Source organism: Candidatus Symbiopectobacterium sp. NZEC127, from assembly GCF_025962675.1.
GTDB lineage: Bacteria > Pseudomonadota > Gammaproteobacteria > Enterobacterales > Enterobacteriaceae > Symbiopectobacterium.
In genome coordinates this window covers 1-13,263 of the sequence record NZ_JAGFPG010000007.1, presented here as the reverse complement: position 1 = coordinate 13,263, position 13,263 = coordinate 1, and the positions used below count along the sequence as shown (strand labels likewise).

Below are 13,263 nucleotides of genomic sequence, written 5' to 3'. Positions count from 1 at the left end.
ACTTAGCCTCCCAGCTTGCTCTTGTCGCGTACCGCGCCTTGGTCCGCGCTGGTTGCCAGGCTGGCGTAAGCACGCAGTGCAAACGACACCTGACGCTGACGGTCTTTCGGCGTAAAGGCCGCATCGCCGCGCGCCAGTTGCGCATCGTGGCGGCGTGCCAGTTCATCTTCCGCCACCACCAGCGCAATGGTACGGCTAGGAATATCAATGGCAATGGTATCACCGTCTTCCACCAGCCCGATGGTGCCGCCACTGGCCGCTTCAGGCGAAGCATGGCCGATGGAAAGCCCGGAGGTGCCGCCGGAGAAACGACCGTCGGTGATCAACGCACAGGCTTTACCCAATCCCATCGATTTCAGGAAGCTGGTCGGGTAGAGCATCTCTTGCATGCCTGGCCCGCCTTTCGGCCCTTCGTAACGGATAACCACCACATCTCCCGCTACCACCTTCCCGCCCAGAATGGCTTCTACTGCATCATCCTGAGATTCATACACTTTCGCCGGGCCACGGAATACCAGACTGCCATCATCCACACCGGCGGTTTTGACGATACAACCTTTTTCCGCGATGTTGCCGTACAGCACTGCCAGACCACCTTCCTGACTGTAGGCATGCTCCCGCGCACGGATACAACCCTGTTCACGATCGGTATCCAGCGACTCCCAGCGACAATCCTGTGAGAACGCCTGCGTGGTGCGAATGCCCGCTGGCCCTGCGGAGAACATACTTTTCACCGCTTCATCATCGGTCAGCATCACGTCATAGGCATTCAGCGTTTCCGTCAGGCTTTTACCCAACACGTTACACACATCGCGGTTCAGCAATCCGGCGCGATCCAGTTCGCCCAGAATACCGATCACCCCACCCGCACGGTGCACGTCTTCCATATGGTATTTCTGCGTGCTCGGTGCCACTTTGCACAGCTGCGGCACCCGGCGCGACAGACGATCGATGTCGTCCATAGTGAAATCCACTTCCGCTTCCTGCGCGGAGGCCAGCAAGTGCAGCACGGTGTTGGTGGAGCCGCCCATGGCGATATCCAGCGTCATGGCATTTTCAAACGCGGCCTTGGTCGCGATATTACGCGGCAGCGCGCTGGCATCATCCTGCTCGTAGTAGCGTTTGGTCAGTTCAACGATGCGCGTACCCGCATTCAAAAACAGTTGCTTACGATCGGCGTGAGTCGCCAGCAGCGAGCCATTGCCCGGCTGTGACAGGCCCAGCGCTTCCGTCAGGCAGTTCATCGAGTTAGCGGTAAACATGCCGGAACAAGAGCCGCAGGTCGGGCAAGCGGAACGTTCGATTTGGTCGCTGTCCGCATCGCTGACGTTCGGGTTAGCGCCCTGGATCATGGCATCCACCAGGTCCAGTTTGATCAGTTGGTTAGAGAGTTTGGTTTTCCCGGCTTCCATCGGGCCGCCGGAAACAAAGATCACCGGGATATTCAGGCGCAGCGAGGCCATCAGCATTCCGGGGGTGATCTTGTCGCAGTTGGAAATGCACACCATCGCATCGGCGCAGTGGGCATTGACCATGTATTCGACCGAATCGGCAATCAGCTCACGTGACGGCAGAGAGTAGAGCATGCCTCCGTGCCCCATCGCGATGCCATCATCCACCGCAATGGTGTTGAACTCTTTGGCCACGCCGCCAGCGGCTTCGATTTGCTCCGCCACCAGCTTGCCCAGGTCGCGCAGATGCACGTGGCCCGGAACGAATTGTGTGAACGAGTTGACCACGGCAATGATCGGCTTGCCGAAATCGGCATCGGTCATTCCGGTGGCACGCCACAGGGCGCGCGCACCTGCCATGTTACGGCCATGCGTGGTTGTGGCTGAACGGTACTTAGGCATACTCTGTTACTCCAGTGTGTGTTTCCTCCCCTTTCCTGCTCCCGTTCGGCGGCGACTGGCGTCTTGGGTTCGTGAAGCAAGGGAAAGGGGTGTATTAATCTTTCTTGTGACGATTACGGGTTAACCTGATCTAACCAGCCCCATTTGTCTTCGGTTTCGCCGGTAAACAGGCCGAAGAACGCTTTTTGTAGTTGTTTGGTGACCGGGCCACAACGGCCAATGCCGACCTGAATACCGTCCACGCTGCGCACCGGAGTGATTTCCGCGGCAGTGCCGGACATAAAGACTTCATCCGCCAGATAGAGCGATTCACGTGACAGCACCTGCTCACGCACTTCCAGTCCCAGGCTCTGCGCCAGTTTGATGATGGCGTCGCGAGTGATACCCGGCAGCGCTGATGAGGTGAACGGCGGGGTAAACAACACGCCATCTTTCACTTCAAACAGGTTTTCACCTGCACCTTCAGACACATAGCCGTTGACGTCCAGCGCGATCCCTTCCTGATAGCCGTGGCGGCGCGCTTCGCTGCCCACCAGCAGAGAGGAGAGGTAGTTACCGCCCGCTTTTGCGGCCGTTGGAATGGTGTTGGCTGCCACACGGTTCCAGGAGGACACCATGGCATCAATCCCCTGATCCAGTGCGTCTTCGCCCAGATATGCGCCCCAGGGAAATGCCGCAATGATGACATCCGTGACGTAACCTTCCGGCGGATTCACGCCCATGCCAACGTCGCCAACGAACACCAGCGGACGGATATAGGCGCTTTTCAGATCATTTTTACGTAGCGTTGCGCGGCAGGCTTCCATCAGGTCATCTACGCTGTACTGCACCGGCATACGATAGATTTTAGCGGAGTCGTGCAGGCGGCGCATATGCTCACGGTGACGGAATACCACCGGGCCTTTATGGGAATCGTAACAGCGCACCCCTTCAAACACCGACGTACCGTAGTGCAGCGCATGGGACATCACGTGTACTTTGGCTTCCGCCCACGGCACCATCTCACCATTGAACCAAATGTAATCAGCTTTGCTCGTCATTCTGTTTATCCTTTCTGATGCCTTCAGGCACGTATTTGTTGTGATGTGTGGGGTTGTATTTCAACACAAGCGATATCCAGCAGCTTGCTTAACTGTGTTGACAATAAATCCACCGGCCGTTGGCTGGCAACGGTCAATTCGATATTGATATGGTCGGGGTTGGCGGCCGTCATCATGTTCATGGCACACACCCGGAAGCCGCGGTGGCGAACCACGCGCAGCACGCGCTCCAGCATTTCGGGACGAAAGCGAGCCTGTATGGAAAGTTGATGATGCGTCATTCTCTGTTCTCCTGCCATTATTCGGTACGTTCCAGCATGGTTTCATTCCCGGCACCCGGTGGAACCAGCGGCCAGACGTTTTCCAGTTCATCGATAGAGACATGCAGCAAATACGGCCCATCACTGCTCAACAGGGCATCCAGCGCGGCATCGATCTGATCTTTTCGGGTTATGCGTTGCCCTGGGATACCAAAAGCGCTTGCCAGGGTCAGAAAATCGGGGTTATCGGAGAGGTTGGTTTCGCTGTAACGCTCATTGAAGAACAGCTGCTGCCACTGTCGAACCATGCCTAACCGTTGGTTATCCAGCAGCACGATTTTTACCGGCAACTGTTTTCGTTTGATGGTGCCCAGCTCTTGCACGTTCATCATGAAAGAGCCGTCACCGGAAATACACACCACGGTATCTTCAGGACGGGCGACCTGTGCGCCTACCGCTGCGGGCAAACCAAAGCCCATGGTGCCTAACCCGCTGGAGGTGATGAAATTTTCCGGACGGGAAAAACGCATGTGCTGCGCAGCCCACATCTGGTGCTGGCCGACATCGGTAGTAATCACCGTTTCCGCCGGTTTGCGTTCAGACAGGATTTTTAACAGCGCCGGCGCATAGATGGCCTCGCCCGGATGATCGTAACGCCACGGGTATTCGGCTTTCAGCGCCGCCACCTCTTGACGCCAGGCATCAATTGCCAGCGGCTGGGCCAATGCGGGCAACAGCGTGTTTAAATCCCCCGGCAGTGCCACGTTGGCCAGGCGCAATTTACTCAATTCAGCCGGATCGATATCCAGATGAATCACCGCTGCATGCGGCGCAAACGCATTCAGCTTGCCCGTCACGCGATCGTCAAACCGCGCACCGACGGCAATCAACAGGTCACACTCTTGCACCGACAGGTTGGCTGCTTTGGTACCGTGCATGCCCAGCATGCCGAGGTAGTGCGGATGCTCGGCATCAACGGCACCCAATCCTTTCAGCGTAACGACGGAGGGAATACCCGTCTCGGCAATAAACGCGCGCAGTGCCGGCACCGCCTGCGCCATGCCCACGCCACCGCCGACGTACAACATCGGCTTTTTCGCCGCGGCCAGCATGGCGCGCGCTTGTTCGATGGCCTGCGCAGGGAAATCCGGCTGGCTGTCATCGACTGGCGTAAACTGCGGGACGATCTCACTGATGGCTAACTGAATGTCTTTGGGGATATCCACCAGCACCGGGCCAGGACGGCCACTGCTGGCGATGGCGAAGGCTTCCGCCATGATCCCCGGCAGCGACTCCAGCGAATCCACCAGGAAGCTGTGTTTGGTACAGGCCAGCGACAAGCCCAGCACATCGATTTCCTGAAAGGCATCGGTACCGATCAACGGTGAAGCCACCTGACCGGTAATCGCCACCACCGGCACCGAATCCAGCAGCGCATCCGCCAGTCCGGTGATCAGGTTAGTGGCACCGGGGCCAGAGGTGGCGATACACACGCCGACCTTGCCGGTCGCGCGGGCATAACCGAGCGCCGCCATGGCTGCGCCTTGTTCATGACGGCACAACAGGTGCTCAACGCCGCCGTCGTAGAGTGCATCGTAAACCGGCATGATCGCGCCGCCCGGATAACCAAATACGGTATCGACACCTTGCACCCGCAACGCTTGCACCACCCATTGAGCCCCATTCATAGTTTATTTCCCCGACGCTGCCGGGGAGAAACAGGATTTTATGCTGTAAGACATACTCCACTCCCTTCTGTAGTTTTTACCGCCCAACAAAAAACCCCCGACCTTACGGTGCGGGGGTTTTTTGAATTACGGCTTGATTTTTAAGCCATTCTTCGTCTCAGCGACGCCCCGCACGGTGGGTTTATAATCACCACCACGCTAATAATGACTAGGCTAATCACGAGAGAGAACGCTTTCATAAATGGTTTGTTCTGTAATCATTGTCGAACGAATACCTACAGAGTTACCACAGACTTAGCGCCACTGACAATATTTTTTTTCAAACGCGCCATGAAGGCCAATGAAGAAACCGGCGTTAAATGCAATTTAATCATATAGATATAAACAATTATTCACATTGTGCTTTTTCTATAGACTTTCACCGACCACGCCATTGAGTCATGCAAGACTTGCAAGCCAGCGCCCAACCCAGATGGAATGCCCTGTATGGCAATCGCCTCTGTGCGAGCCGTCGCCGATAACGTTATTTTTATACTGCCCCTTGGACTCAGGATGGCGCACGCTGCCGCAATTGACAGGAGGGAGCGTTATGTCGCTGGCTGTTACCTATACGCGTGCAATGATTGGCATTCAGGCCCCTTGCGTGACGATTGAAGCCCATATCAGCAATGGCTTGCCCGCACTGACGCTGGTTGGCCTGCCGGAAACCACGGTTAAGGAAGCACGGGATCGGGTGCGCAGCGCACTGCTCAATGCCGGGTTCACCTTTCCCGCCAAGCGGATCACCGTCAATCTCGCCCCGGCGGATTTGCCCAAGGAGGGCGGGCGCTACGATCTGCCCATCGCACTATCGATTCTGGCAGCCTCAGAGCAGATTTGCGGCAAGGCGTTAGCGCAGTATGAGTTTCTGGGTGAATTGGGATTATCCGGGGCGCTACGCGCGATTACCGGCGCAATCCCGGCGGCCATCGCCGCGGGCAAGGCGGGTCGCCAGCTTATTTTGCCACTGGCTCATCAGCAGGAAATGGCGCTTATCGGGCACGGTGAGGTGCTGCTGGCAGAACACCTGAATGCGGTATGCGCCTTTTTGCACAGCGGTGAACCGTTGACCGGCAGTCAGGCGGTTGAGGTTCACGCGCCCGACCTCACCAACGCCCCGGATCTGGCAGATATCATTGGGCAAGAGCAGGGAAAACGGGCGCTCGAGGTCACCGCCGCCGGAGGCCACAACCTGCTGCTGATGGGGCCGCCCGGCACCGGAAAAACCATGCTGGCCAGCCGTCTTGCCGGGTTATTGCCCCCATTGAGCAACGAAGAGGCGCTGGAGGTGGCGGCCATTAATAGCCTGGTCAGCGCTGCGGATACCACACTGGGCTTGTGGCACACCCGCCCCTTTCGGGCACCTCACCACAGTGCATCAATGACAGCCCTGGTGGGCGGGGGCGGACTGCCAAAACCGGGAGAGATCTCGTTGGCGCACAACGGTATACTGTTTCTCGATGAGTTGCCCGAGTTCGAGCGGCGTGTCCTGGACGCTCTGCGAGAACCGTTGGAAGCCGGTGAAATCGTGATTTCCCGCACGCGGGCCAAAGTCAATTACCCCGCCCGCGTGCAGTTGGTCGCCGCTATGAACCCCAGCCCATCGGGGCACTATCAAGGTATCCATAACCGCCTGCCGGTGCAGCAGATCCTGCGCTATTTGGGTAAACTCTCCGGGCCGTTTCTCGACCGGTTCGATCTGTCGATTGAAGTCCCGTTACTGCCACCTGGAACGCTGCACAAACAAGGGCGTCAGGGAGAACGCAGCACCGACGTTCGAGCGCGCGTGTTGATGGCACGAGAGAGGCAACTGGCACGAGCGGGAAAAATCAATGCGCGCCTGACACCGCCGGAAATGGATATTCACTGCCGCTTGCACGAAGAGGATGCCGTCTGGCTGGAGGCGTTAATGACCAAGCTGGAGCTGTCTGTGCGTGCCTGGCACCGCATTTTAAAGGTGGCGAGGACCATCGCCGATCTGGCACAGCAGCCCGATATCCAGCGCGACCATTTGGCGGAGGCGATCAGCTATCGCTGCATGGACAGGTTGCTGCGCCGCTTACACCGCGATTTAGGGTAAAGCATTTAAGGTAAAGCGCAGAGATAAAAAACGGGGCCATTGGCCCCGCAAGTGAATAACTTAATCGTCGCTATCGGTGTATTCTTCCACCGCATCCATCTGCGGCTTACCGCCGGACAGCGTGTGAAAACGCTTCGGGCGACGAATACGAGCGACATATTTGGCCCAGGTTTTTTCCATGTCGGTGGACGCATCACGCTCACCGCGGCACATGGCGACGAATTGGGTCTCTTCCTCGGTCACCGGCTGGCGTTTACCCAGGTCAAGCTCATTCAACGCATAGCCATAGCGTTCCAGCATCTGGGCCTCTTTGATGGTGAAGTCACCGTGACGAGAGAAGCCGCGTGGGTAGGATTTATTATCAAAAAAACGATTCGTTGTAGAGAAGCTTTCCGCCATCTTACACGCTCCTAATTCTTTTATGGTCGTGCTGTTTATGGCGCGGAGTATTAGATAGGCTTGACATTCTGTAAAACAAAACATTTAAATCATCACGACAAATTTTTTTTGGAGATGAGCGTGGATACCGAATTACTGAAAACCTTCCTGGAAGTCAGCAGAACGCGGCATTTTGGACGCGCCGCAGAATCGCTCTATCTGACCCAGTCAGCGGTCAGCTTTCGTATTCGCCAATTAGAAAATCAACTTGGTGCAAATTTGTTCACTCGCCACCGCAATAATATTCGCCTGACACCGGCGGGCGAGCGCTTGTTGCCCTACGCAGAGAGCCTGATGGGCACCTGGCAACTGGCCAAAAAAGAGGTCGCACGCTCGCAGCAGCACCAGTTGCTGTCGATTGGTGCCACTGCATCGCTGTGGGAAGCCTACCTGACGCCCTGGCTGCAAACGCTGTACCAGCAGCGCCCGCTGCTTCAACTTGAAGCGCGCATTGCACAACGTCAATCTCTGGTGCAGCAGTTACACGAACGGCGGTTGGACCTGCTGATCACTACCGAGCAGCCCAAAATGGAAGAGTTGACCAGCCATCTGTTAGGAAACTTCTCTCTGGCGCTGTTCGCCACCCAAGACGAGGAGCAGGCCGAAAGGCCTTTTATCAAACTGGAATGGGGCGCGGATTTTCATCAGCACGAAGGGCGGTTATTGAGCAATGAGCAGCTTCCCATCTTGACCACTACCTCAGCGCACCTGACGCGCCAGCTGTTGTTGACCACCGGCGGCTGTGCCTTTCTGCCGCGCCATTGGGAAAAAACTTACCCACTGTTGTACGTTCAGCAACATACACCACCGGTGATCCGCCCGCTGTATGCCGTTTGGCTGCAAAACAGCGACCAGCAGGCGTTAATCCGTCAACTGCTCAAAACCCCTATTGCTGATATGTTGTGAGCCGCGTAGCGCCGTCAGGCGCGTTTGGCGACCCAAAATGCGCTAAGTCCTTTCTGCAAGACGATAAAGGTAAACAGCAGGATGCCAATAACGATCTTGGTCCACCAGGAACTGAGGGTGCCATCAAAGGTGATGTAGGTTTGAATCAGCCCTTGGATCAGCACCCCAAAGAAGGTACCCAGCACCGTGCCCACGCCGCCGGTCAGGAGCGTACCGCCAATCACCACTGCCGCAATCGCATCCAGCTCTACGCCGCTCGCTGCCAGCGCGTAACCCGCTGAGGTATAGAGTGAGAACACAATCCCGGACAACACTGCCAGCGTGCTGGAAAGCATGTAGATCTGGATGGTGGTTTTTCTCACCCGCACCCCCATCAGCTCCGCTGAAGTGATATTGCCGCCAATGGCGTAAACACGATTACCAAAACAGGTGCGGTGCGCCAAGACCATCCCGACAATTACCGTCATCAGCATGATCAACGCCAAAAAGGTCAGGCGCCCACCGCCGGGCATGCGCCACGCTAATCCGGCAAGCTGTTGGTATACAGGGTGTTCAATCGGGATCGACTCCTGAGAGACAATAAAGCTCATGCCGCGCACAAAGAACATACCGGCCAGCGTGATGATAAACGCAGGCAGTTTCAGGGTATCGATGATCCACCCCATCAGCGCACCGAATGCCGCCCCCATCACCAACGCCAGCGCAATGGCATAGCCGGGATGCATGCCATAGGTACCAATCAGCTTGGCTAACAGTACGCCAGTAAACGCGATCACCGAGCCGACGGAGAGATCGATCCCGCCGGAGAGGATCACAAAGGTCATGCCGACCGCGACAATCCCGATAAACGCATTATCCGTCAACAGGTTGAAAAATACGCGCGTAGAAGCAAACCCCGGAAACTGGCTCAGGCAAAACAGATAGCCGACGATAAAAACGCCGAGCGTAATCAACAGCGGAATATTTCGTTTCAGCATTATTCGTGCCTCCGCAACAGGCGGCGCAGCGAGAAACGCGGAGACTGCATAATCAGCACCGCCAACACCACCAACGCCTTAAGCACCAGATTGAGTTCAGGACGGTATCCTGCTAACAGAATACCGGTATTCATACTTTGAATAATCAATGCCCCCACCACCGCAAGCAGCAGATTAAACCGCCCGCCCAGCAAAGACCCACCGCCGATCACCACCGCCAAAATGGCATCCAGTTCAAGCCACAAACCGGCATTGTTCGCGTCCGCACCGCGGATATCCGCTGTAATAATCACCCCCGCGACCGCCGCGCAGATGCCGCAGATGACATAGACGGAAATCAAGATCAGACGCGTGCTGATGCCAGCGTTTCTGGCCGAACGAATGTTGATACCCACCGCTTCGATAAATAAGCCCAATGCGGTTTTGCGTGTCAGTATCCAAAGTAGAAGCAGCATGGCGCAGGCGATAATCACCGGCATCGGCAGGTAGAACAGCGAGCCGCTGCCCAGATGTGCCAACGCAGGATGTGCAAAGGTAATAATCTGCCCTTCGGTAATCAGTTGTGCGACACCACGGCCTGCCACCATCAGCATCAAGGTCGCCACAATCGGCTGGATCTGTAGCACCGCAACCAAAAAGCCATTCCACAGCCCGCACACGGCGCCGGTGAGCACTGCCGTCAGTAGAATCACTGGCAATGCATGCCCTTGCGCCGCAAGGCTCGCCGCCGTAGCACCAGCGATCGCCATCACCGCCCCCACCGAGAGGTCAATACCGCCGGTGGCAATCACCAGCGTCATGCCCAATGCCAGCAATGCGACCGGTGCGCCGCGATTAAGGATATCGATCAGGCTGCCGAACAAACGGCCATCTTGCACATGAAGTGAAAAGAAGTTGGGCGCAACCAGGCTATCGATTAACAAGATGACCACCAACGCCGCAATCTGTGGTAGCCCTTTACTGACGCCGAAGCGCACCCGGCGCACGGGTTTAACATGGCTGTCCGTCATGCGCACCTCCTGGTTGTAATGCAATGGCTTGCATCACGGCAGCAACGGAAATCTCCTGATGCGCCAGATGTGCCACCTGCTTTCTGTCGCGCAACACAATGATGCGGTCGGCATAACCGGTCAGCTCTTCCAGCTCAGAGGAGATAACCAGCAGCGCCATACCGCGCTCACACAGTTTTTCTATCAAACGAATGATTTCCGCATGGGCACCAACATCAATGCCGCGCGTCGGTTCATCAAGAATGAGAAAGCGAGGTTCTGTCGCCAACCAGCGCGAGAGCAACACCTTTTGCTGATTGCCGCCGGAAAGATACTGAATTTCCTGTTCAGGGCTCGGCGTTCGTATCCCCAATCGCTCAATGAACATTTCTGCAATGCGGGTTTGCTCTTTCAACCCCAGCGGACGTAACCACCCGCGCTGGGCCTGCAACGCCAGAATAATGTTCTCACGAACCGTCGCCGAACCAACAATGCCTTCGGTTTTGCGGTCTTCAGGGCAATAACCAAACCCCAGCTTGCCCGCCTTGCGTGGGCTACGAATGGAGACTGGCTGACCATCAACCTTGGCCTCACCGCTGTCTGGCGTTTTAATGCCAAAGACCAGCTGTGCGGTCTCCGTACGGCCCGAACCCAGCAATCCAGCCAGCCCGACGATTTCGCCCGGCGCAACGGACAACTCAAAGGGATCGACCATATTACGACGGCCATACCCACGGAATTCGACCAAAGGCTCGCCGGTTTCAGTCGCATGGGCTGAGCGCTTCAAGAGTGACTCATCAAAACTGTGGCCCAGCATCATCTGCACCAGATCGAGACGCGGCAACGCCGCCGTCATTTCACTGCCCACCAGTTTGCCGTTGCGCAACACGGTGATGCGATCGCTAAGGCGATAAACCTGATCGAGAAAATGGGTGACAAAAATCATGCCCACGCCGTGCTCACGCAAATGGGACAAAATGCCGAACAGCATGTCGACCTCATTCGCATCCAGGCTGGCAGTGGGTTCATCGAGGATCAACACTTTGGCGGAAAGATCGACTGCGCGAGCGATAGCAATGATCTGCTGAATAGCGATCGAGTAGTTGCCCAAAGGATCGGTAACATCTATCCGTAATCCGTAGTAAGCGACGATTTCTCTGGCAAGCCGCGCCATTTCCTTCTGATCAACCATGCCGAAGCGCAAGGGTTCCCGGCCCAAAAACAAATTCGCCGCCACCGACAGATTGGGTAATAGATTGACCTCCTGGTAAACGGTACCGATACCTAAGGATTGCGCGTGCGCTGTGCTCAACGGATCGATGGCGTTACCTTCAAGAAAAATTTCTCCTGCTGAACGCCGATAAACCCCGGTCAACGCTTTTATCAGCGTCGATTTTCCGGCACCGTTTTCACCCAGCAGGGCAACAATTTCCCCTTTGCGCAGCGTGAAATCGACGCTATCCAACGCTTTAATACCAGGAAATTCGACACTCATTCCCTGGATGTCCAACAGCAATTCAGTGTCCATCAGACTCACCTATGCCACTTAAAACATCAGGTAACGATGGCGCATTGCACGCCATCGTTATCAGGCTTAATAACCAAGGTCTTTTTTGGACTGGTATTCTGCTTGTGCCGTATCCGGCAATAATAATCTTGATTCAGTCTGAATAAATTTCTGCGGCTGTTTTCCTTCTTTTTTCAAGGCAATTAATGCATCAAATGCCGGGCCAGCCATATTTGGCGTCAGCTCTACTGTGGCATTTGCTTCACCGTCGATCATTGCTTTAAAAATATCGGGAACCGCGTCGATAGAAACCACTTTGATTTGTGAGCCCGGCTTTAATCCGGCCTCTTTAATGGCCTGAATGGCACCGATCGCCATATCATCGTTATGGGCATAAACCGCGCAGATATTCTTGCCGTTCTGCTCCGCTTTGATGAAGCTTTCCATCACCTCTTTACCCTTACTGCGGGTAAAATCGCCTGACTGCGAGCGGATGATCTTCACATTTGAAGACGCTGCGATGCCGTCAACAAACCCTTTTTTACGGTTTATTGCGACGCTCGACCCCACCGTACCTTGCAGCTCAACAACGTTACAGGGTTTGCCCGCGACGTCCTTCAGCAGCCATTCGGCAGCCACCTTACCTTCGTAGACGCTGTCAGAAGCAACTGCGGCGGTATACAGGGAGGGATCGTTAACATCGATCATACGGTCCAGCAGGAATACCGGTATTTTTGCCTCCTTGGCCTCCTGGAGTACCGGCGTCCAGCCCGTTGCGACCACGGGTGCGATAAATATCGCATCAACGCCTTGTGCAATAAACGATCTTACCGCTTTGATCTGGTTCTCTTGTTTCTGTTGCGCATCCGCTATTTTTAAGGTGATACCCCGTTTTTCTGCTTCCTGTTTAGACACTTTGGTTTCGGCAGAGCGCCATCCCGACTCAGAACCGATTTGAGAAAATCCTACGGTTAGCGCCGATGCCTGTGTTGCGCCACATAATGCTGTAGCGACAGCCATTGCGACCAGTAAACGCCTGTACATAATCCACTCCTTTATGAGCAGCCGACAGCTTTTTGGCTTGTTTGCAGGTTTTAACCCCACGTCAATGCGTGCAGGTTGTACAGAGACACGACATGCACCTGACATTTTTTATCAGGGCTTATCTGTTTTAGTCGAAATAGTGACGGGGCGGGATGAGCAAGCTCACAACCTGGTATTACGATAGGTTTGTACATAATTACAGCTAATTCATTCAGCCATTTTCAGGCCTTTAGCTACAGGAAGAGAGGCAAATTAATGCATATAAACGGTGTGGGATTATTGGCGCGTCACGATAAAAAACCTATACAACAAAAACCACGCACAGCAAAAAGGGCTGTCCTTTCGGACAGCCCCTTCACTTAATTAAAGCCTGGCAGTTCCCTACTCTCACATGGGGAAGCCCCACACTACCATCGGCGCTACGGCGTTTCACTTCTGAGTT

12 protein-coding genes are annotated in these 13,263 nt (G+C 55.4%); 2 read left to right on the top strand and 10 right to left on the bottom strand.

Annotation, left to right across the window (positions count from 1 at the left end; all coding sequences use genetic code 11):
* Positions 1-2: 2 nt before the first annotated feature.
* From ilvD to J5069_RS20080, 5 genes are all read right to left on the bottom strand, one after another.
* Entirely contained in the window at positions 3-1,853 is a 1,851-nt protein-coding gene (ilvD, locus tag J5069_RS20100; protein ID WP_264645534.1) for a dihydroxy-acid dehydratase, read from the bottom strand.
* A gap of 113 nt (positions 1,854-1,966) precedes the next feature.
* The gene (locus J5069_RS20095) at positions 1,967-2,893 is read right to left on the bottom strand and encodes a branched-chain amino acid transaminase (protein ID WP_195314406.1); all 927 of its coding nucleotides are present in this window, start codon (positions 2,891-2,893) and stop codon (positions 1,967-1,969) included.
* A 23-nt stretch (positions 2,894-2,916) separates the two neighbouring features.
* Positions 2,917-3,174, bottom strand: coding sequence for an acetolactate synthase 2 small subunit (gene ilvM / locus J5069_RS20090; protein ID WP_195314405.1), 258 nt, complete (start codon positions 3,172-3,174; stop codon positions 2,917-2,919).
* 17 nt (positions 3,175-3,191) lie between these two features.
* Positions 3,192-4,841, bottom strand: a complete 1,650-nt coding sequence (gene ilvG, locus J5069_RS20085) for an acetolactate synthase 2 catalytic subunit (RefSeq protein ID WP_264645533.1) — start codon at positions 4,839-4,841, stop codon at positions 3,192-3,194.
* Between the two features lie 140 nt (positions 4,842-4,981).
* Positions 4,982-5,080 (bottom strand): IlvGEDA operon leader peptide, encoded by a 99-nt coding sequence (locus J5069_RS20080; RefSeq protein WP_195314403.1) that lies wholly within the window; start codon positions 5,078-5,080, stop codon positions 4,982-4,984.
* A gap of 350 nt (positions 5,081-5,430) precedes the next feature.
* Between J5069_RS20080 and J5069_RS20075 the strand changes: the two genes are divergently transcribed.
* Entirely contained in the window at positions 5,431-6,960 is a 1,530-nt protein-coding gene (locus J5069_RS20075; protein ID WP_264645532.1) for a YifB family Mg chelatase-like AAA ATPase, read from the top strand.
* A gap of 60 nt (positions 6,961-7,020) precedes the next feature.
* Here J5069_RS20075 and J5069_RS20070 read toward each other — a convergent pair whose 3' ends face one another.
* Positions 7,021-7,359: a DUF413 domain-containing protein gene (locus tag J5069_RS20070; RefSeq protein WP_264645531.1), complete on the bottom strand. Its 339-nt coding sequence runs from the start codon at positions 7,357-7,359 to the stop codon at positions 7,021-7,023.
* Positions 7,360-7,479: 120 nt separating this feature from the next.
* Here J5069_RS20070 and hdfR point away from each other — a divergent pair, with 120 nt between their 5' ends.
* A complete protein-coding gene (hdfR, locus tag J5069_RS20065) occupies positions 7,480-8,304 on the top strand; it encodes an HTH-type transcriptional regulator HdfR (protein ID WP_264645530.1) in 825 nt (274 codons plus the stop codon).
* A 14-nt stretch (positions 8,305-8,318) separates the two neighbouring features.
* On the opposite strand, the gene yjfF is transcribed toward hdfR, so the two are convergent.
* The 4 genes from yjfF to ytfQ form a co-directional block, all read right to left on the bottom strand.
* Positions 8,319-9,281, bottom strand: coding sequence for a galactofuranose ABC transporter, permease protein YjfF (gene yjfF / locus J5069_RS20060; RefSeq protein WP_264645529.1), 963 nt, complete (start codon positions 9,279-9,281; stop codon positions 8,319-8,321).
* Positions 9,281-10,291: a galactofuranose ABC transporter, ATP-binding protein YtfT gene (gene ytfT, locus J5069_RS20055; protein ID WP_264645528.1), complete on the bottom strand. Its 1,011-nt coding sequence runs from the start codon at positions 10,289-10,291 to the stop codon at positions 9,281-9,283. Before ytfT ends, yjfF begins: the two co-directional genes overlap by 1 nt.
* Positions 10,272-11,798, bottom strand: a complete 1,527-nt coding sequence (gene ytfR, locus J5069_RS20050) for a galactofuranose ABC transporter, ATP-binding protein YtfR (RefSeq protein ID WP_264645527.1) — start codon at positions 11,796-11,798, stop codon at positions 10,272-10,274. The genes ytfT and ytfR overlap by 20 nt, the downstream gene beginning before the upstream one ends.
* A gap of 66 nt (positions 11,799-11,864) precedes the next feature.
* Positions 11,865-12,821 (bottom strand): galactofuranose ABC transporter, galactofuranose-binding protein YtfQ, encoded by a 957-nt coding sequence (gene ytfQ, locus J5069_RS20045; protein WP_264645720.1) that lies wholly within the window; start codon positions 12,819-12,821, stop codon positions 11,865-11,867.
* Between the last annotated feature and the right edge of the window lie 442 nt (positions 12,822-13,263).